General features: G+C 68.3%; 18 protein-coding genes. 10 read left to right on the forward strand and 8 right to left on the reverse strand.

Translation table 11 applies throughout. The features are described from left to right. Nucleotides 1–8: 8 nt before the first annotated feature. From LDO15_RS02470 to acsA, 4 genes are read right to left on the reverse strand one after another with little or no spacing between them, the layout of a single operon-like run. On the reverse strand, nt 9–1451 hold the full coding sequence (locus LDO15_RS02470; RefSeq protein ID WP_223983678.1) for a dihydrolipoamide acetyltransferase family protein: 1443 nt from the start codon (nt 1449–1451) through the stop codon (nt 9–11). Continuing rightward, nucleotides 1444–2424: an alpha-ketoacid dehydrogenase subunit beta gene (locus LDO15_RS02475; RefSeq protein ID WP_223983680.1), complete on the reverse strand. Its 981-nt coding sequence runs from the start codon at nt 2422–2424 to the stop codon at nt 1444–1446. Before LDO15_RS02475 ends, LDO15_RS02470 begins: the two co-directional genes overlap by 8 nt. After that, nucleotides 2421–3554: a pyruvate dehydrogenase (acetyl-transferring) E1 component subunit alpha gene (gene pdhA, locus LDO15_RS02480; RefSeq protein WP_223983682.1), complete on the reverse strand. Its 1134-nt coding sequence runs from the start codon at nt 3552–3554 to the stop codon at nt 2421–2423. Before pdhA ends, LDO15_RS02475 begins: the two co-directional genes overlap by 4 nt. Beyond that, the gene (gene acsA, locus LDO15_RS02485; protein ID WP_223983684.1) at nt 3551–5425 is read right to left on the reverse strand and encodes an acetate--CoA ligase; all 1875 of its coding nucleotides are present in this window, start codon (nt 5423–5425) and stop codon (nt 3551–3553) included. The genes pdhA and acsA overlap by 4 nt, the downstream gene beginning before the upstream one ends. A gap of 210 nt (nt 5426–5635) precedes the next feature. On the opposite strand from acsA, the gene pyrE reads away from it, so the two are divergent. From pyrE to LDO15_RS02505, 4 genes are all read left to right on the forward strand, one after another. Beyond that, nucleotides 5636–6220 carry an orotate phosphoribosyltransferase gene (gene pyrE / locus LDO15_RS02490; RefSeq protein WP_223983688.1) on the forward strand — a complete coding sequence of 195 codons (585 nt, stop codon included), beginning with the start codon at nt 5636–5638 and terminating at the stop codon, nt 6218–6220. 97 nt (nt 6221–6317) lie between these two features. Beyond that, nucleotides 6318–7091: a GAF and ANTAR domain-containing protein gene (locus LDO15_RS02495; protein WP_223983691.1), complete on the forward strand. Its 774-nt coding sequence runs from the start codon at nt 6318–6320 to the stop codon at nt 7089–7091. Between the two features lie 95 nt (nt 7092–7186). Next, complete coding sequence (locus tag LDO15_RS02500; protein ID WP_223983694.1) at nt 7187–7732, forward strand: hypothetical protein; 546 nt, start codon at nt 7187–7189, stop codon at nt 7730–7732. 174 nt (nt 7733–7906) lie between these two features. Further along, nucleotides 7907–8935: a thioesterase domain-containing protein gene (locus tag LDO15_RS02505; RefSeq protein WP_223987011.1), complete on the forward strand. Its 1029-nt coding sequence runs from the start codon at nt 7907–7909 to the stop codon at nt 8933–8935. 47 nt (nt 8936–8982) lie between these two features. Here the strand turns inward: LDO15_RS02505 and LDO15_RS02510 are convergent, their stop codons facing one another. Next, on the reverse strand, nt 8983–9837 hold the full coding sequence (locus LDO15_RS02510) for an HAD-IIA family hydrolase (protein ID WP_223983696.1): 855 nt from the start codon (nt 9835–9837) through the stop codon (nt 8983–8985). A 54-nt stretch (nt 9838–9891) separates the two neighbouring features. On the opposite strand from LDO15_RS02510, the gene LDO15_RS02515 reads away from it, so the two are divergent. The 4 genes from LDO15_RS02515 to LDO15_RS02530 all read left to right on the forward strand — a co-directional run bounded on the left by LDO15_RS02515 (nt 9892) and on the right by LDO15_RS02530 (nt 13389). Then, nucleotides 9892–10611 carry a TrmH family RNA methyltransferase gene (locus LDO15_RS02515; RefSeq protein ID WP_223983698.1) on the forward strand — a complete coding sequence of 240 codons (720 nt, stop codon included), beginning with the start codon at nt 9892–9894 and terminating at the stop codon, nt 10609–10611. Between the two features lie 172 nt (nt 10612–10783). Next, on the forward strand, nt 10784–11731 hold the full coding sequence (locus LDO15_RS02520) for a hypothetical protein (protein ID WP_223983700.1): 948 nt from the start codon (nt 10784–10786) through the stop codon (nt 11729–11731). A 210-nt stretch (nt 11732–11941) separates the two neighbouring features. After that, a complete protein-coding gene (fbaA, locus tag LDO15_RS02525) occupies nt 11942–12961 on the forward strand; it encodes a class II fructose-bisphosphate aldolase (RefSeq protein ID WP_223983702.1) in 1020 nt (339 codons plus the stop codon). Nucleotides 12962–12963: 2 nt separating this feature from the next. Further along, the gene (locus tag LDO15_RS02530; RefSeq protein WP_223983703.1) at nt 12964–13389 is read left to right on the forward strand and encodes a DUF3151 domain-containing protein; all 426 of its coding nucleotides are present in this window, start codon (nt 12964–12966) and stop codon (nt 13387–13389) included. A gap of 158 nt (nt 13390–13547) precedes the next feature. Here LDO15_RS02530 and LDO15_RS02535 read toward each other — a convergent pair whose 3' ends face one another. Beyond that, entirely contained in the window at nt 13548–14180 is a 633-nt protein-coding gene (locus tag LDO15_RS02535; protein ID WP_223983705.1) for a uracil-DNA glycosylase, read from the reverse strand. A 187-nt stretch (nt 14181–14367) separates the two neighbouring features. Next, nucleotides 14368–15591: a cobalamin-independent methionine synthase II family protein gene (locus tag LDO15_RS02540; RefSeq protein ID WP_223983707.1), complete on the reverse strand. Its 1224-nt coding sequence runs from the start codon at nt 15589–15591 to the stop codon at nt 14368–14370. Nucleotides 15592–16216: 625 nt separating this feature from the next. Between LDO15_RS02540 and LDO15_RS02545 the strand changes: the two genes are divergently transcribed. Beyond that, nucleotides 16217–17506: an adenylosuccinate synthase gene (locus LDO15_RS02545; RefSeq protein ID WP_223983709.1), complete on the forward strand. Its 1290-nt coding sequence runs from the start codon at nt 16217–16219 to the stop codon at nt 17504–17506. 108 nt (nt 17507–17614) lie between these two features. Here LDO15_RS02545 and LDO15_RS02550 read toward each other — a convergent pair whose 3' ends face one another. Beyond that, a complete protein-coding gene (locus LDO15_RS02550; protein WP_223983711.1) occupies nt 17615–18268 on the reverse strand; it encodes a GntR family transcriptional regulator in 654 nt (217 codons plus the stop codon). 109 nt (nt 18269–18377) lie between these two features. Here LDO15_RS02550 and LDO15_RS02555 point away from each other — a divergent pair, with 109 nt between their 5' ends. Further along, nucleotides 18378–19388: a 1-aminocyclopropane-1-carboxylate deaminase gene (locus tag LDO15_RS02555; RefSeq protein WP_223983713.1), complete on the forward strand. Its 1011-nt coding sequence runs from the start codon at nt 18378–18380 to the stop codon at nt 19386–19388. The last annotated feature ends 307 nt before the right edge of the window (nt 19389–19695 follow it).

Genomic DNA, 19695 nt, shown 5'->3' on the forward strand with positions numbered 1-19695 from the left:
CTCCGGTTTCACAGGTGGTCCGGTTCTTGCAGCAGCTCGTTGATCCGGGCCAGGTAGCGGCCGCCGCGCAGACCGTCGCTGACCCGGTGGTCCGCCGAGAGCGTGGCGACGGCGGCGTGCCGGACGCCGAGGAGCCCGTTCTGGGCCCAGGGCTGTTCCCTGACCCGGCCGAAACCCACCATGGCGACCTGCGGCGGGTAGATCACGCCGAAGACACTGTCCACGCCAAGGTCTCCGAGGTTGGTCACGGTCAGGGTCGGATCGGCCATTTCGGCGCGCAGCAGACGCCCCGCACGGGCCCGGCCGACAAGGTCCCGCAGCTGCTCCATGAGCACGTCCAGGGGCAGAGTGTCGGCGTCGTGGATTGCCGGGGCCACCAGGCCGCCTTGGCGAAGGGCGACCGCGACGCCCAGGTGCACCGCCGTGCTGGGCCGGAACCCGCCGTCGGCATAGAACCCGTTGACCTCGGGGACGTCGCGTGCCGCCAGCGCCGCGGCCTTGAGCAGGAGCGCCGACGGGACCAGCCGGCCGGCCACGGGCCGGTGCGCGTTAACGGACTGCATCCAATCGACGGCGGCGCGCAGATCCAGCGTGGTGCTGAGGTAGTAGTGCGGGATGGTCTGCTTCGAGCGTGTCATCAAGGCGCCGATGGCGCGGCGCAGGCTGGCGACGCGCTCGCGGGCTTCCGACGGCGGTTTGCCTTCAGGTGGCGCTGGCAGCGCTGGTGGCCCTGCCGTCGCCGGCACCCCGGGTTCAGCCGCAGGAAGTTCCGGCACGGGAAGCTCCAGCCCGGCTGCTGCGGGGGCTGCAACAGGGGCTGCCCCGGCGGGAGCGGGCGGCGGGGTGCCCGCGGCCGCGCGCTGCACGTCGGCCACCGTCACGGCGCCGTCCGGGCCAGTGCCCGTCACGGTGGAAAGCCCGATCCCGAGTTCCGTCGCGAGCCGCCGGGCCCGCGGCGAGGAACGCACCCGGCCCGGACCGCCGGTCCGGGCCGCCACCGCGTGTTCCACATCCGCGCGGGTGATGGCGCCGTCCTTGCCGGTGCCCTGGATCCCGCCGGTGTCCACGCCCAGCCGGTGCGCCAGATGCCGCACCGGAGGGGCGATCGGGGGAGCCGCCGCCGGGCCGGGCGGCTCCGGAATCCGCGGCGTGACGGCAGCTTTCGACGGCGCCTGCGCCGGAGAAGCCGGCCGAACCGGAGACCCGACTTCGGCAGGGGTCTGGGTGATCACGGCCAGCGGTGTTCCCACCGGGACGGTCTCGCCGATGCCGACCAGGAGGTCCGCCACAACGCCCTCCTGGAAGGACTCCACATCCATGACGGTCTTGTCTGTGTCCACGACAGCCACGAGATCGCCGCGGCGCACATAGTCGCCGGGCTTGACGAGCCATTCGACCAGCTTGCCATGCTCCATGTCGGCCCCGAGCGAGGGCATCAGGAAGTCACCCACCGGCGCCTACCGTCGCTTTGGCCGCGGCCATGATCCGTTCCGCGGACGGCAGGGCGGCCAGCTCCAGGTGCTTGGCATAGGGGATCGGCACCTCGGCGCTGCAGACCCGGGCCACCGGCGCGTCGAGGTCGAAGAACGCCTGCTCGGTGATCCGCGCACTCACTTCGGCCGACAGGCTGCCGCTGCGCCAGCCTTCATCGACCACCACGGCACGGTGCGTCCGGGCCACGGAGGCGAGGATGGCGGCGTCGTCGAGCGGCCGGAGCGTGCGCAGGTCCAGGACTTCGGCGTCGATCCCCTCGGCGGCGAGCTGTGCCGCGGCATCGAGCACCGCGGGCAGGGTCCCGCCGTAGGTGATCAGCGAGATGTCGTTGCCGGGGCGCCGGATGGCGGCCGTGCCGATGTCCACCGGGCCGGCGTCGTCGGCCAGTTCCCCGGGGACGTTGTACAGCGAGCCGTGCTCGAAAATCAGCACGGGGTCCGGGTCCTGCAGCGCCGTCCAGAGCATGCCGCGGGCGTCCTCGAGGGTGGCCGGGGCCAGAATCCGCAGCCCCGGGATGTGGGCGTACCAGCCCTCGAGGCTGTGGGAGTGCTGGGCGCCCAACTGGCGGCCCGCGCCGGTGGTCATCCGGATCACGAGCGGCACGTGGAACTGGCCGCCGGACATGTGCAGCAAGGTGGCGGCATTGTTCACGATCTGGTCGAGCGCCAGGAGGCTGAAGTTGACGGTCATGATTTCCACGATCGGGCGCATGCCGCCCAAGGCCGCGCCGATCCCGGCACCGACGAACCCGGATTCCGAGAGCGGGGTGTCGCGGATCCGGTCCGGGCCGAACTCCTCCAGCAGGCCCAGGCTGACCGCAAACGAGCCGCCATACGCGCCCACGTCCTCGCCCATCAGGAACACGCGTTCGTCGCGGATCATGGCGTCGCGGATGCCCGCCCGGAGCGCCTCGCGGTAGCTGGATTTCATGGCGTGCCTGCTGCCTTGCCGGCACGCCGCTTCCCGGCAGGCTGCGTGCCGGTGTGCGTGCCGGCACGTTCGCCGGCATGTTCAGGTTCGCCGGTACCTTCACGTTCGCCGGCGCCCGCGCCTTCGTCGTCCCTTGCGCCGCGCTCGCTGTAGACAAAGCGGGTCAGTTCGTCCACCGGTTCGGGGGTGCCGGCCTCGGCGAACTCGACGGCGGCCGCGATTTCCGCCTGCGCCACGGCCTGCACCCGCTCCCATTCCTCGCCAGGGAGTTGGCCGGCGGCTTCCAGGGCGGTCCTCAGCAGCGTGATCGGGTCCCGCTCCATCCACCGCGCCACCTCGTCCTTGGTCCGGTAACGTTCGGGATCGAACATGGAATGGGCCCGGAAGCGGTAGGTCCGCAGCTCCAGGAAGTGCGGACCGCCGCCGGAGCGGACGGCGTCCACGGCGCGGCGTGCGGCCTCCTCGACAGCCAGGACGTCCATGCCGTCCACGGCCCAGGCGGGGATCTCGTAGGCGGCGGCCTTGAGGGCAATGTCCGTCTGGGATTCGGAGCGGACCAGTGCGGTGCCCATGGCGTAGAGGTTGTTCTCGCAGCAGAACAGCACCGGCAGTTGCCAGAGGGCCGCCAGGTTCAGGCTCTCGTGGAATTCGCCTTCGGCCACGGCGCCTTCGCCGAAGAAGCACGCTGTGACGTTGGAGCGTCCCGCCATCTTGTCCGCGAGCGCCAGGCCGACGGCGAGCGGCAGGCCCCCGGCGACGATCGCGTTGCCGCCGAAGAACCTGGTGGCGGCGTCGAAGAGGTGCATCGACCCGCCGCGCCCCCTGCAGCATCCTTCGACGTAGCCGTACATTTCGGCGAGGATTGCCCCGGCCGAGACGCCCCTCAACAGCGCGTGGCCGTGCTCCCGGTAGGTCGCGACCACGGCGTCCTCCGGTCCCAGGGATGTCATGACGCCGGCGGCGACGGCCTCCTCGCCGATGTAGACGTGCAGGAAGCCGCGGATCTTGGCGGCGCTGTAGAGCTCGACACATTTCTCCTCAAGCTGGCGGACGCGCAGCATCTGCAGCAGCAGGTCCCGGCCGTGGGCCGCGTCCACGGGGCCACCGTGCCGGACCGAGGTGCCGGTCATTTGGGGGCCCGCAGGGTCGGTACTTCCGGGGCCGGTGTCTGGGCACCAGGGGCCGGGGGACTCGGTGCCGGGGGCGTCTCGATGGTGGAGGTGTCGCCCTCGGGCAGGCCGAGCTCGCGGGCCTTGAGCAGCCGCCGGAGGATTTTCCCGCTGCGGGTCTTGGGCAGCGCGGTCGTGAAATCGAGCAGTCGCGGCGCGACGGCGGGGCCCAGCCGTTTGCGGGCGAAGCCGATGATGTCCAGGGCCAGCTCGGCGGACGGTTCCCAGCCGGTCCGGAGTTCGACGAAGGCCTTGACCACCTCGCCGGCCACCGGGTCGGGGACGCCGATCACGCCGGCCTCGGCGACCGCCGGGTGCTCCATGAGGGAACTCTCCACCTCGAACGGGCCGATCAGGTGCCCCGAGGACTTGATGACGTCGTCGCCCCGGCCGACAAACCAGTAATAGCCGTCGGCGTCGCGTTTGGCGAGATCCCCGGTGAGGTACCAGCCCCCGGCGAAGCAGCGGCGGTAGCGCTCCTCTTCGTGCAGATAGCCGCGGAACATGGAGGGCCAGCCGGGCCGGAGGGCCAGTTCCCCCATGGTGTCGGGGTCCGTGACGAGCGCCGCCTCGCCGTCGCGGATGACGGGCTTGCCGTCCGCGTCCCGGGCCACAAGGGCCGCCTCGACGCCGGGCAATGGACGGCCCATGGAGCCGGGCCGGATCTCGGTGGCGGCGTAGTTGGAGATCATGATGCCGCCTGTTTCGGTCTGCCACCAGTTGTCGTGGACCGGCTGGCCGAAGGCCTCCTGCCCCCACACCACGACCTCCGGGTTAAGCGGCTCGCCGACGCTGGCGACGAAGCGCAGGGCGGAGAGGTCGTGTCCGGCGGCGCGGTCGGCTCCGGCCTTCATGAGCATGCGCAAGGCCGTCGGGGCCGTGTACCAGACCGTGACTCCCTGTTCGGCGAGGATCCGGTACCAGCGGTCCGCGTCCATTTCCTCCTCATCCACGATGGCCGTCACCCCGTGGCTGAGGGGCGCGATCACGCCGTACGAGGTTCCCGTGACCCAGCCAGGGTCCGCCGTGCACCAGTAGATGTCCCCGGGGTGCAGGTCCAGGGCGAAGGTGCCGGTCGCGTGGTGGGCGGTCACGGCGTCGTGCACGTGGATGGCGCCCTTCGGCGTGCCGGTGGTGCCGGACGTGAAGTGCAGCAGGGCCATGTCCTCCGGCTGGGTGGCCGCGATGTCCGCGTCCGGCGGGGCTTCCCGCATGAGGGCCGCCAGGTCCAGGGTGCCGGGCTCGGGATCGCCGTCGGCGTCGATGAGCAGGACGTGCCGCAGCTCCGGGAGCTGCCCGCGGAGCTGGGCGATCTTCCGGCGGTACAGCACCCGCGTGGTGACCAGTGCCCGGCCTGAGCCCAGCGTGAGGCGCTGCCGCACCGGCTCGGGGCCGAACGCGGAGAACAGCGGGCAGAACACGCTCGCGTTCTTCAACGTGCCGAGCACCGCGATGTACAGGGCGGGGCCGCGGCCGGTGAGGGAGAAGACGCGTTCCCCGCGGCCGACGCCAAGACTGCGCAGGACACCGGCGAAGCGGTTGGTCTGTTCGGCAAGTTCGGCGTAGCTCAAGGAGTGGGTGCTGCCATCTGCCCGGACGAACCGCAGAGCCTCGCGGCCTGCGGCGCTGCCGGCAGCGTGCCGGTCCACCGCCTCGTAGGCGATGTTGAGGCCGCGCCCGCCAGGCAGTCCGGACAGGGCGCGCCGGGCTTCATCCCAGGTGAAGGCCGCGCACGCCGCGTCATAATCCACCAGGTTCGGCCGGACCCGGAAACTGCCGATGTCTTTGGTGATCGCAGGCCAGCGGATGGATGGTTCGGTTCCTGCCGTCATGGTTCCATCGGACTCCCGCGCAATGGTGCCGCCAAGAGTACAAGGTCCCGGACCGCCGGGCCGCCCCCGGCTCCGCGGTGCCGGACCCGCTCCGCGCCCCGGCGCCGGGCAGGGCTGGCTCCGCGCCGTGCTGGCCCTGGCCCCCGGCGGGGCCGACATACGGGAGCCCGGCTGGGATCCGGCAGGCCGCCAGACACTAAACTGGAACCCATGACTGCCACCCGTGACTTTGCTGCCGACGCTGCCGCTGCCCGTGCCCGACTCCTGGAACTGATCAAGGAGCTGGCCGTCGTCCGCGGCAAAGTCGTCCTTTCCAGCGGCGCGGAGGCCGACTACTACATCGACCTGCGCCGCATCACCCTGCACCACGAGGCGTCCAAGCTGGTGGGGCAGGTCATGCTCTCCCTGCTGGACGATGCCGGGATCGACTTCGAGTGCGCAGGCGGGCTCACCATGGGGGCAGACCCGGTGGGCACCGCCGTCATGCATGCCGCCGTCGACGCCGGCCGTCCCGTGGACGCGTTCGTCGTCCGCAAAGCCCAGAAGTCCTACGGCATGGGCCGCCAGGTCGAAGGCCCCTCGGTGGAGGGCCGCAAGGTCCTGGTCCTGGAGGACACGTCAACCACCGGCGGCTCCGCGCTGACCGCCGTCGAGGGCGTCCGCAAGGCCGGCGGCAATGTGGTGGCCGTCGCCGTGATCGTGGACCGTGACACGGGAGCCAAGGAAAAGATCGAAGCCGAAGCCGGTGTTCCCTACCTCTTCGCATTCGGCAAGGACGAGCTGGGTCTCAACTAGCGTTTCTCCTCCGGCTGACGCGGGTGGACGGTGTCTGGGGGGTGACTTATCATTTCTTAAATACCCCCATCCGTACCCGCATCTGGAGAAACGCGCCATGCTCCCGCACCCTGAAGACTTAAGGACCGACTCGGTCAGCACTGTCGACCAGATTCAGAACCTGATCCTGGACAGCGCGGACTTCGAAGAGTTCCTGAACGAACTGGCGCGTTTTTCCGCGCACCAGGTGGCGGGCTCCGGCGACGACGCCCTCTGCGGCATTACCCTGCTGCGGGACCGCAAGGCGGCCACGATCGGATGGAGCAGTGATTCGGCGCGGGAAGTCGACGAGATCCAGTACTCGCTCTCTCAGGGACCCTGCCTCACGGCCGCCAAGGAGGAACGGGAAGTTTACGTCCCCGACCTCTTTGACGAGGACCGCTGGGGCCCGGACTACGCCGCCGCCGTCGCCTCGCACGGGCTGCGCTCGGTGTTGTCCGTGCCCTTCCACCTCCAGGGCGAAGCCCAGGCGGCGCTGAACCTTTACTCCGATGTCCCGCGTAAGTTCGACGGCGACGTCGCGGCCCGGGCCCGTGGCTACACCCGCGAAATTTCCCAGGCACTGCGGCTGGCCGTCCGGTTCTCCCTGCACACCGACAGCGCCACCAATCTGCGCGCCACGCTCGAATCCCGGACCGTCATCGACATGGCGATCGGCATCGTCATGGCGCAAAACCGATGCGACCAGGAAACCGCGGTGCGGATCCTCACGGACGCCTCCAGCAACGGCAACGTGAAGCTGCGCGACATCGCCGCCTCCCTCGTGAAGTCGGTGGGTGGAACCGGTACGCGGACGCACTACGAGGAACCGGGCCGGCAGCAGGTCGGCTGAACCGGCAGTCGCCTATGACTTGTGCGAAGGCACCCGCGAGGATACGCTGGGTGCGGTTGAGCCGTCGGCCATAGACACCCTTCTTTGGAGTACCTATGGACCAGTCCCTGCAAGCCCACGTTAAGCTCGATGTCGTGTCCGACGTCGTCCGGATTGACGTCCGGGGGAGCCTCACGCAAGGCTCCCGTCCCTCCCTGCTGCAGATCATCCAGCGCGTCCGGCGCATGGGCATCACCGCACACATCCGCGTCGACCTCGGCCGGGCCGCGTTCGTGGAATCGTCGGCCCTGGCCGGCCTGCGCAATGACCTCAACGCGATCGACGGCGGTAGCGCCGGCCCGGAGACCGCCGGCATGCCGGCGCCCGGCGGTGTGTCCCTGGAATTAACCCCCCGCATCGATGACTCCGCCACCTTGCAGACACTGGACATGTCCGGAGAATTCCTGGCCTCGGTGGACCCCTCCGGCACCCGCCGGCTGACCCGGTTCTCCGACGACGAACTCCTCGCCGCGAGCGACTCCGTATTCGGCCTGCTCGATGACCCCACAGGCATGGCCCGCTCGGAACTCCTGGCGACGTATGACGAGATCGGCATGGAGATCAGCCGCCGCGAAGTCGGCAGCGAGCCCGAGCCGGCCTAGCCGCCGCCCGGCTCCGGCGCGGGCCCGGGCCGCGTTGGCGTCTGTGTTCCAGCCCTGTTCCAGCCCCGTTCCAGCCCCGTGCCAGCCCCGTTCCAGTCCTGTTCCAGCCCTTGGGGGTGGCCCGGTTTCTCATCCCTGCCGGAGCGTGGATACGGTAGTCATGTGCCGGCCGAAATGGAACCGAACCATCCGCGAGGCCCCGGCCCTGCCGAGGCCAGCCTGCTCCGCCACGCCACCGAACTCAAACGGATTTCACGGCGAACATTCCTGATCGGCGCCGGGTCCGCATCGCTGCTGGCGGCGGACATGCTCTTCACCCGGCGCGTGCAGACCGAGCGGCGGGTCAACCGGATCCTTGAGGTGAGGGACGACGTGGCCGAACGGTATTTTCCGCACGCCAGCTGGATCCTGTTTCCCGGCTACAAGACGAGCTGGGAAGAGGCCCTCTGGATCCTGAACGCCCTGCGTGGCTCGCTGAACAAGCGGGGCCAGCTGGCCGCCGTCGGGTATTCCAACGAGGGACTGGACATCGACGAGGTGGTGATCGCCGTGATCGAGCACGTCCGCGCCCACCAGCTCACCACCCTCTATTTCTACGGCCACAGTTTCGGCGGCATGGTGGCAACCCAGGTGGCCGCCCGCCTGCGCGAGCTGCACGGCGTCGAAGTGGCGTTCATCCTGCTCGACTCCAGCCCGGCGAGCCGGCACGAGGTGCTGGACCAGAGCTGGTTCGAGGGCGTGGTGCTGCTCTACGAGAGCGGCTTCCGCTTCCCCACGGTGCTGCGCGGCGGCTACGAGCTCGGCGAGCGGATGCTCCACAAGGATGAACGCAGTTGGAGCCAGATCCTGGACCAGTCCCTGGAGCAGCTCTCGCCGATCGCGCCGTCCAGCGTGCTGATCCAGTCCGAATCCGCCTACATCTACCACTTTGACGTCAGCCGGTTTGTCGGCAAGCTCGGCGGCACCAAGATGGCCTTCATCGGCAACCCGAAGGACAAGACGGTGGACTACGAGACCGCTCGGGACACGTGGTCACTGACCTTCAAGGCCAATATGGCCTCGGCTGACCTGCGCACCGACGGAGCCAGGCCGGAACACGCGAGCCCCGGCTGGAGCCCGTTCGTTTACCGGCCCATTATCGAAAAACTCCAGGACGACATCTTCCCGCTGCCCAACGGCGGCGGGAAGAAGACCGCGTTCTGAAGCGCTGCCCGGGGTGCTGCCCCGGTGCTGCCCGGGTGCTGCCCGGGTCAGATCTGGTTCTTGAGGTCCGCCACGGAATTGAGGATCTGGTTCGGCCGGAACGGGTATGCGGCGATGTCGTCCCGGTGCGTGATGCCGCTGAGCACCAGCACCGTGTGCAGGCCCGCTTCCATGCCGGCAATGATGTCGGTGTCCATGCGGTCCCCGATCATGGCCGTGGTTTCCGAGTGCGCGTCAATCTGGTTCATCGCCGAACGGAACATCATCGGGTTGGGCTTGCCCACAATGTACGGTTCGCGTCCCGTGGCCTTGGTGATGAGGGCCGCGATGGCCCCGGTGGCGGGCATGGGGCCATCCTTCGAGGGCCCGGTGGCGTCCGGGTTCGTGGCAATGAACCGGGCACCGGCCAGGATCAGGCGGATGGCCATCGTGATGGCTTCGAACGAGTACGTGCGGGTCTCGCCGAGCACCACGAAGTCGGGGTTCTGGTCGGTGAGGATGAAGCCGGCCTCGTGGAGCGCCGTCGTGAGCCCCGCCTCGCCGATCGTGTAGGCGCGGTTGCCCGATTCCGAGCCGCGGACCTGGTCCTTGAGGAACTGTGCCGTGGCCAGGGCCGAGGTCCAGATGTTCTCCTCCGGGATTTCCAGGCCGGAGGAGCTTAGCCGGGCCGCGAGGTCCCGGGGCGTGAAGATCGAGTTGTTGGTCAGCACAAGGAACCGTTTGGAGGTGTCCACCCAGCGCTGGATCAGCTCGGACGCGCCCGGGATGGGCTGGTTCTCGTGAACCAGCACGCCGTCCATGTCCGTCAGCCAGCACTCGATTTCCTGGCCACTGCGGTACATCGAGGCATAGGAACGTGGCTCGTCTGAATCTGTCCGCTGCTCTTTGCGCTGTTCTGCCATGGTGTCCTCCGCCGTAAGTGTGCCGCTTCCTGCGCCTAAGTCTAATGTTGAGGCGTGACTGAACCCGAGATTCCCGGCGACGCCGGTGCAGCGCCTGCGGCCGAGCCCGCGCCGGCACGTTCGACAGAGGCGACCGACGACACCGTAGCCGAGGAGGCAAAGGCGGAGGTCGGCGTCGGGCCCTGGGAAGGCGACCTTCCGCAGGGCGGGCACTGGGATCCGGACCTCCTGGCGGACGGGGACCGGCGCAACGTGGTGGACAAGTACCGCTATTGGAAGCACGAGGCGATCGTGGCGGACCTGGATTCCAAGCGCCACAGCTTCCACATCGCGATCGAAAACTGGCAGCACGACATGAACATCGGCACCGTGGTCCGGTCCGCCAACGCGTTCCTCGCCAAGGAAGTCCACATCATCGGGCGACGCCGGTGGAACCGCCGCGGGGCCATGGTCACCGACCGCTACCAGCACATCCGGCACCACCCCACCGTCGAGGATTTCGTGGCCTGGGCGCAGGGGGAGGGGCTCGCGATCATCGGGATCGACATCTTCCCGGACTCCGTCCCGCTGGAGACCTATGAACTGCCCAAGGACTGCGTGCTGGTCTTCGGGCAGGAGGGCCCGGGCCTGACTCCCGAGGTCCATGAAGCGGCGGTCGCCACGTTGTCGATCGAGCAGTTCGGCTCCACCCGTTCCATCAATGCCGCCTCCGCCGCGGCCATCGCGATGCACGCCTGGATCCGCCGCCACGTGTTCAACCAGCTCCCGGGGTAAGGGCCGCCCACTCCCCGAGGGTTTCCCGTCCGCGCGGGGGTCTTCCGCCGAGTGGGCATTTCGCGGCAATGTTTTCGCGCCGCACTGCCGCGAAATGCGAACTCGATGGGCTGTCCGGACCCGGACTGTGGATAACTCGCTCGGGGCGTGGCGGAAGCGGCCACAATTGGCCATGCGCAGGGCACCGCTTCCGCTCCACCTGACGACCGGTTCATTCTCTCTGCGTGCCGCGGACAACGCGGGCGTCACCCGCACGCGCACCGCGGCGCAGGATCTGGTGACCGTATCCCGCGGCATCCGGGTCCCCACGGATTCTGCCGCCGCCGGAGCCGCCGCCCTGCGCGCCTATACCGACCTCGATGACGAGTCCATCCTCAGCCTCGGATCGGCGGCACGGCTCTGGAACACGCCCCTGCCCGGCTGGCTCGAGGCGGACTGGCGCATCCACCTGGCCCGGCGCCGGGGCCGGAGCACGCCGCGGCGGGTCAACGTCGTGGGGCACCAGCTGGCGCTCCGGCCGGATGAAGTCACGGAGTTCGACGGCGTCCGGCTCACCTCGCCCGCCCGGACCTGGCTGGACCTGGCCTCGGTGCTCAGCGCCGATGATCTTGTCGTGGCCGGCGATTCCCTCGTTTGCGAGCACGGGCCGGAGTTCCCCTTCCCCCGCGCAGCCTTGTGCAGCGTCGAGGAGTTGCGGGCCATGCTGGAGCGGCACGCCGGAAGCCGCGGCGTGCGGAAGGCTCGGGCAGCGGCCGAGCTCATTCGGGTGGGGTCCGATTCGCCGCCCGAAACGCGGCTGCGCCTGGTGCTCGTGCGTGCCGGGCTGCCCGAACCGATCCTGAACCACGTGATCCGGGCCAGGGATCCCCGGGGCGGCACGGGCACTCCGGTCCTGTGGCCTGACGCCGCCTATCCGCAGTGGCGGATTGCGCTCCAGTACGAAGGAGCGCACCACAACGGGGAGGACCAGTACCTGTGGGACATCGGGAGGGCCGATACCGCGACGCGCTGCGGCTGGCTTGAAGTGCGTTTGTCCCGGTTGGACCTCGACGGCGAACATCCTGCAGCCGTCCGCAAGGTCCGGAATGCCCTGGCGGGCCGGGGCTGGCGCGCGAGTTGACATTTAACGGCAGTTTGCCCGCGCAACACTGCCGCGAAATGCCCACTCGGCGGAGCTGCCGCGACACCGGACGCGGCCGGACGCGAGTGTTACAGCGGCCTAGTGACCGGAGACACTGCCCCGGCGCAGGAATGGCTAGGATGGTTCCTAGCCGACGAGGTTCCCTCCAGGATCACCAGCCCGTAGACGAAATTCACATTAGGAGTCAGCATGCCCATTGCAACCCCAGAGATCTACTCCGAGATGATCGACCGCGCAAAGACGGGCGGCTTCGCGTTCCCGGCCGTCAACGTCACGTCCTCCCAGACCCTCAACGCTGCCCTGCGCGGTTTCGCCGAGGCCGAGTCCGACGGCATCGTCCAGGTCTCCACCGGCGGTGCGGCCTACTGGTCCGGCGCCTCGACCAAGGACATGGTTGCCGGTTCCTTGGGCTTCGCCGCGTTCGCCCGCGAGGTCGCCAGGAACTACGGCGTGAACATCGCTCTGCACACGGACCACTGCCCCAAGGACAAGCTGGACGGCTTCGTGCTGCCGCTGCTCGCCGCGTCCGAGGCCGAGGTCAAGGCCGGCCGCAACCCGCTCTTCAACTCGCACATGTGGGACGGCTCCGCCGAGACCCTGCAGGAAAACCTGCGGATCGCCCGGGAACTGCTCGAGCGCACCGCGGCCGCCAAGATGATCCTCGAGGTTGAGATCGGCACGGTCGGCGGCGAGGAAGACGGCGTCGAGAACGCCATCAACGACAAGCTGTACACCACGGTCGAGGACGCCCTGGCCACCATCGACGCGCTTGGTTCCGGCGAGAACGGCCGCTACATCACGGCGCTGACCTTCGGCAACGTGCACGGCGTGTACAAGCCGGGCGGGGTCAAGCTGCGCCCGGAGATCCTCAAGGACATCCAGGAGCAGGTCGGCGCCAAGATCGGCAAGGCCACCCCGTTCGACCTCGTCTTCCACGGCGGCTCCGGCTCCTCGGAGAAGGAAATCGCCGACGCGGTCTCCTACGGCGTGATCAAGATGAACATCGACACCGACACCCAGTACGCCTACACCCGCCCGGTGGTGGACCACATGTTCCGCAACTACGACGGCGTCCTGAAGGTCGACGGCGAGGTCGGCAACAAGAAGCTCTACGATCCCCGCGTCTGGGGCGCCTCCGCCGAGGCCGGCCTCGCGGCCCGTGTGGTCGAAGCCGCGCAGCAGCTCGGCTCTGTCGGCAAGACCTTCTAGTCATGTCCGACGAGTTCCGCAAGAACCTGATGGGCCCCGAGCCCACGCTCCTGCCTGCCGAGACTGAGATCTACCAGCACCTCGCGCTCGGCCAGGAAGCCGTGGACCTCGTGGCGAAGCACCCCACGTCCTCGCTCCTGTGGGCCATCCTGGCCGAGGAAGCGTGGGATGAGGGCCGCACCATCGATTCCTATGCGTACTCGCGGGTGGGTTACCACCGCGGTCTGGATTCGCTGCGCCGCAACGGCTGGCGCGGCGTCGGACCGATCCCGTGGGAGCACGAGCCCAACCGCGGTTTCCTGCGCTCCCTCTACTCGCTGGGCCGGGCATCCGCCGCGATCGGCGAGGCCGAGGAACCGGAGCGGATCGAAAAGTTCCTCAAGGATTCCGATCCCGGCGCCAAGGCAGCCATCGAAGCCCAGGGCTGACTCAGCACCAATCGAAGCAACGCGGGGTCACTTCCGGCCCATCCCACCACGGTGGACGGGCCGGAAGTGACCCCGCGTTGTGGTTTAAGCGGTGACGGATAAACGAACGACGGCGGGCTCCCACCTTGAGATGGGAGCCCGCCGTCGTGCGTCAGAAATCAGTTGGTCTTCGCGAGACCGGTGCGGGCCATGGCGTCCGCGTAGGCGGTGTGCATTTCCGCGAGGTACTCCTCCTGGCGGGCCGGGGTTCCGGCGAACGCGCGGCCGCTGAGTGAGCGGACCTTGTAGGTCTTCAGGCCGCGGCGCCAGATCATGGGCACTTCGGTCTTGAGCAACAGGTTGGCCAGGCGGTTGGCCTCGGTGCCGTGGGCCACGATCACGGAGGCGCGGGGCACCAGGGCCAGGAACTTCAGCAGCGGCTTGAGGCCGGCGGAGATCTGGTCCGGGGTGAACTTGCCGTTGGGCTCGCCGGGGACGTGCCACGGGTGGACGTTCCACGGCATGACGAATTCGGGGCGCAGGCCAAGCTTCCACTGGATGCCGAGCATGCGGGTGGCCGCCTCGTCGTCGCCGGCGGTGATGAAGCCCGAGGCGTCCGCGGTCCCGATGTTGGAGTACAGGCTGATGATGCGGCACTCATCGACGTCGTGGATCGGGTCCACGTAGGGGACAGCGGTGCCAGCCTTGGTTGCCTGGAGAGCATCGCAGAGCTCATTGACGGGGGCGACGTTGGGTTCGTACCGGCGGCTCAGGAGCTCTTCGCGGAAATTTTCAGTGGCCAGGGCTGTCATATGTTGCTGGGTCTCCTGCAGGATTGGCAAAGCTGCCACACCGTCTGCGGGCACGCCGATTACCGGGCATACGGAGCATTGGTGTGGTTTGAAAATGTGGTGTGGACCGATTCCTGATCGATCCTTATCAGTCTATCAAGCCCCGCGAAATGCGGCGCCGGCCCCGGTTCCCGCCTGCCCGGCTCTGCTACCAGAGCCGCTTGGTGGCGCGGCGTGCGCCTTCGCCGAGGGCCTCCAGCTTGGCGTACGCAATCTGCGGATGCACCCTGCCGCCCAGCCCGCAATCTGTGGACGCAATCACGTTTTCGCGGCCGACGAGGGTCGCGAAGCGCACGATCCGGTCCGCGACAAGGTCCGGGTGCTCCACGACATTGGTGGCGTGGGAGACGACACCGGGAATGATGACCTTGCCCTCGGGGAGCCTGGTGTCCTCCCACACCCGCCACTCGTGTTCGTGCCGGACGTTGGCCGCTTCGAAGGAGTAGCCGCCGGCATTGACCTGGAGGACCGGGCCGACGATGTCCGCGAACGGGATGTCCGTGGTGTGCGGGCCGTGCCAGGAACCCCAGCAGACATGCAGCCGGATCTTGTCCTCCGGGAGGCCTCGCAGCGCCCAGTTGGTGGCCTCGACCCGGAGCTGGATGAACTTCAGGTAGTCCTCGAGGCTCGGCTCAGGGTTGATCTGGTCCCAGCTCTCGGCCAGGGACGGATCGTCGAGCTGGACCGTCAGGCCGGCGTCGATGATGGCTTTGTATTCCTCACGCATGGCGTCGGCGCAGGCGTAGAGCAGTTCCTCGTCGCTCCGGTAGTACTCGTTGGCCACGCGGGCGCATGAACCGGGGGAGAGGGACGCGACGAAGCCCTCGGTGAGGCCGGCCGCGGCCAGGCCGGTCTTGAGGTTGGCGATGTCCAGGGCCACGAGTGCCTGGCCCGTGTACGTCAGCGGCCCGGCGATCTTCGGCTGCGTGACCGCGCGGCGGTGGGCCAGGATCCCTGAGGAGGGGTCGTTGTAGGCGTCATCGAACTTCAGCCGGTCCCGGCGGTCGGGGAAGGATGTCAGCACGATGTGGCCAGGCGAGGACCGGTGCGCGGTGGCGTCGGCCCAGCGGTCGACGTCGGTCGGTTCCAGTCCGCCGAGCCTGGAGAAGGAGTAATTCCACCAGGCGCCGTAGTCCACGGAACTGGACATCGTGTGCCCGTATTCGCCGTCGTTGGGGATATCGATGCCGAGATCCTTCTGGCGCTGGACGACGTCCACGACCGAGGTTTCCAGCAGGTCCAGGAATTCGGGCGTGACGCCGTCGGCTTCCTTGGCCTCGTTCGCGGCGATGAGTTCGGGCGTTCGGGGCAGCGAGCCGGCATGGGTGACGCGGATATGGTCCGTGTTCCGGGAGGGAGTGTTCTGGGACATGGCGCGGATTCCTTTCCATCGGTCCTGGCGGTAGCACCGTGGCCGGTCACGGCGGCCGCGTTCCAGCGGGCTGTCTCCGGCAGGTTGCTGCGGCGTCAACGATCCAGGTCCCTCGGCCGCTCGGGATGGTCAATCTCACTTAATTCCATGCCGGATCGTCCCGCAAGTCACGCCCGCTATGTGGCGGGCCGGTGCTGGCGGCCCGGGCTGATGGACGATGCAGCCATGACGAACCCTATGAAGAAGGAAGAATCATCCGCTGCCGCCGTCGACGCCTTCGAGGGCTGGCCGCAGACCTCGCCGGCGCGGGGCTCTTCGATCCGTCGGGGATGGGGCGGCCGTTCAGGGACTGGGTGGAGGTGCCGGCGGCGTCCGCGGAGGCATGGCCGGCCCTCGCCGAAGCCGCCCTGGCGTTCACCGCAGGCTAGCGGCCCTATGCCGGCAGGGACCCAAAGCGATGCCGGTCACCGATTTCGGCTAAACTTGGGTGGTAAGAGCCCCGGAACTCTGGCGTTGGGTAAGAGCACAGCGGTAGATTCGGGGCATTCTCATGAACGGCGTTGAACTGCGCTGGCCACCTGGTCAATCGCACGCAGTTCGGCCCGAACGAATGGGGGAGGATCCCATGCCAGCAATCGTGATCGTCGGAGCCCAATGGGGCGACGAAGGCAAAGGAAAGGCCACCGACCTGCTCGGCGGCCGGGTTGACTACGTCGTCAAGCCCAACGGCGGCAACAACGCCGGGCACACCGTCGTCGTAGGCGGTGAGAAGTATGAGCTCAAGCTCCTTCCGGCCGGCATCCTGAGCCCGAACGCGGTTCCGATCATCGGAAACGGCTGCGTGGTGAACTTGGAAGCCCTGTTCCAGGAGATCGACGGCCTTGAGGCCCGCGGCGCCGACACCTCCAAGCTGCGCGTCTCCGCCAACGCCCACCTCGTGGCGCCGTACCACCAGGTCCTGGACAAGGTCACCGAACGGTTCCTCGGCAGCCGCGCCATCGGCACCACCGGCCGCGGGATCGGCCCGGCCTACATGGACAAGGTGGCCCGCCTCGGCATCCGCGTCCAGGACGTCTTTGACGCCTCGATCCTGCGCCAGAAGGTCGAAGGCTCGCTGCGCCAGAAGAACGAGCTCCTGGTCAAGGTCTACAACCGCCGCGACATCGAGGTGGACGAGATCGTGGAGTACTTCCTGTCCTTCGCCGAGCGCCTCCGCCCGCTGGTCATCGACAGCACCTATGTCCTGAACACCGCCCTGGACGAGGGCAAGGTGGTCCTCATGGAGGGCGGCCAGGCCACGTTCCTGGACGTCGACCACGGCACGTACCCCTTCGTGACCTCCTCGAACCCGACCGCCGGGGGCGCATCCGTGGGCTCGGGCATCGGCCCCACCCGCATCTCGCGCTCCATCGGCATCATCAAGGCGTACACCACGCGCGTGGGCGCCGGACCGTTCCCCACAGAACTGTTCGACGAGATGGGCATGTACCTGCAGAAGACCGGCGGCGAGTTCGGCGTCAACACCGGCCGCCCCCGCCGCTGCGGCTGGTACGACGCCGTACTGGCGCGGCACGCCTCCCGCGTCAACGGCTTCACGGACTACTTCGTCACCAAGCTGGACGTGCTCACGGGCATCGAGCAGATCCCGGTCTGCGTGGCTTACGACGTCGACGGCGTGCGGCACGACGAGATGCCCATGACGCAGACCGAGTTCCATCACGCCAAGCCGATCTTCGAATACTTCGAAGGCTGGACCGAGGACATCACCGGGGCCCGCACCCTGGAAGACCTGCCGGAAAACGCCCGGAACTACGTCCTCGCCCTGGAGAAGCTCTCCGGCACGCGCTTCTCCGCGATCGGCGTCGGACCGGACCGCGACCAGACGATCGTGGTCAACGATTTGATCAACGACTAGCACTCACTGACGCACCACTAACTGGCGTCCGACGGCGGCGGGTCACCCTGAAGGCGGCCAGCCGCCGTCGTGGTTAAGGGCGTGGTTATGGTCGCGGCTCGGCCGGGCCTACTCCGCGGAGGTGAACCGCAGCGACAGCCAGTTCTCCCGGCAGGCCCTGGCGGCGGCTTCGGCGTCGCCCAGGCGGGCGAGTCGGATAATTTCGGCGTGCTGGGCCACCGATCCCCGGGCGGCAAAGGAGCCGAAGCGCATCCGCTCCACCCGGCGCAGGACCGGGGTGGTTTGTTCCAGGAGTTCCTGGAGCACCGGGTTGCCGCTGACCGTGACAAAGACGGCGTGGAAATCGTCGTCGGCCCGCAGCGCGGACTCGACGTCGGCGTCCTGCAGGGCCCGCTCGAAGCGCGCATTGGCCTCGGCCATGGCGGAGAGGTGGTCCTCGGTCAGAGCCGGCACGGCCAGGCGCGCGGCCAGCTCGTGCAGCCCGGCCACCACCTGCTGGGTGCTGACGGTTGACGCCTGGTCGTACGGGGCCACGATGGTCGACTTGCCCGGCAAAGCGATGACCAGGCCGGCGCGTTCCAGCCGCAGCAGCGCCTCCCGGATGGGGGTCCGGCTCACGCCCAGCCATGCTTCGAGTTCTGTGTCTTTCAGACGTTCGCCCGGCTCGAACGTGCCGTCGACAATCGCATCCCGGATGGATTCAAAGACGTTGTCCCGCAGCAGCGGCCGCTTATGGACTCCGGCGAGCGAGGGAACGGGCATGCAACATATCGTATATCGCCCTTGTCCTCCGGGAACGCATACCGGAGAATGCAATATATTGCATGTTGATTTCCAGGATGCGTTTCCCACCGCGAGCAAAGGACCGCCGATGGCCATCACCGATTTTGAGCGCTACCCCCTGATGTTTGGACCGAGCCCCATCCACCCGCTGCCGCGGCTCACCGCGCACCTGGGCGGAGCGCAGATTTGGGCGAAGCGGGAGGACGTCAACAGCGGCCTCGCGTTTGGCGGCAACAAGACCCGCAAACTCGAGTACTTCGTCCCGGACGCACTGGCCCAGGGCGCGGACACCCTGGTCTCGATCGGCGGCTACCAGTCCAACCACACCCGCCAGGTCGCCGCGGTGGCCGCCAAACTGGGCCTCAAGGCACGCCTGGTCCAGGAAAACTGGGTCGACTGGCCGGACCCGCTCTCTGACCGCGTGGGGAACATCCTGCTCTCGCGCATCATGGGCGCCGACGTCCGGCTCGACAGTGCGGGCTTTGATATCGGCATCCGCAGCAGCTGGGAACACGCCATCGAGGAGGTCAAGGCCGCCGGCGGCAAGCCGTACGCGATCCCGGCCGGCGGGTCCGACCACAGGCTGGGCGGGCTGGGCTTTGCCAACTGGGCCTACGAGGTGGAAGAGCAGGAGCGGGAGCTGGGCATCTTCTTCGACACGATTGTCGTCTGCACGGTCACGGGCTCCACCCACGCCGGCATGATCGCGGGATTCGCCGGCCAGGACAAACCGCGCCGGGTGATCGGCATCGATGCCTCGGCCACCCTGCGGAAGACCCGTGACCAGGTTGAACGCATTGCCCGGAACACCGCGGAGCTGATCGGGCTGGGCCGGGAGCTCCGGGATGATGAAATCAACGTCATGGAGGGCTGGGCCGGGGACCTCTACGGAATCCCCGTCGATTCCACCCTGGAAGCCATCCGGCTTGGCGCCTCGCTCGAGGCCATGATCACCGACCCCGTCTACGAGGGCAAGTCCCTCGCCGGGCTGATCGACCTCGTGAAAAGCCGGGAGATCCCGGCGGGCAGCAATGTCCTTTACGCCCACCTGGGCGGCCAGATCGCCCTCAACGCCTACAGCGGGCTCTTCCGCTCCTGACGCGGATCCAGCCGCCGTCGTCGTTAACTCCCGCGGCGGCGGATCCCCACGGAACTGCCACCAGGCCGGGGTGCCGCCGTCGCCGTCGTTAGCCCCGCAGCGCCGGGCCGAAAAAAAAGAAAATTTCCGATCGGTGCGTAACCTTTCGGGCCACCCCAGCGATTACTCCTTATGTAAGCGCCGCCGGACTTTGGACCCCCACCAAGTATCCGGCGGGCCTTCCACCGTAAGCGCCGGCCGGCGCCTTCCCCCCATTTGGTCTCCGGTCGGCCCTTCACCGTAAGCGCTTGCCGGCGCCCACCCCCAT

Source organism: Arthrobacter sp. NicSoilB8, from assembly GCF_019977355.1.
Taxonomy (GTDB): domain Bacteria; phylum Actinomycetota; class Actinomycetes; order Actinomycetales; family Micrococcaceae; genus Arthrobacter.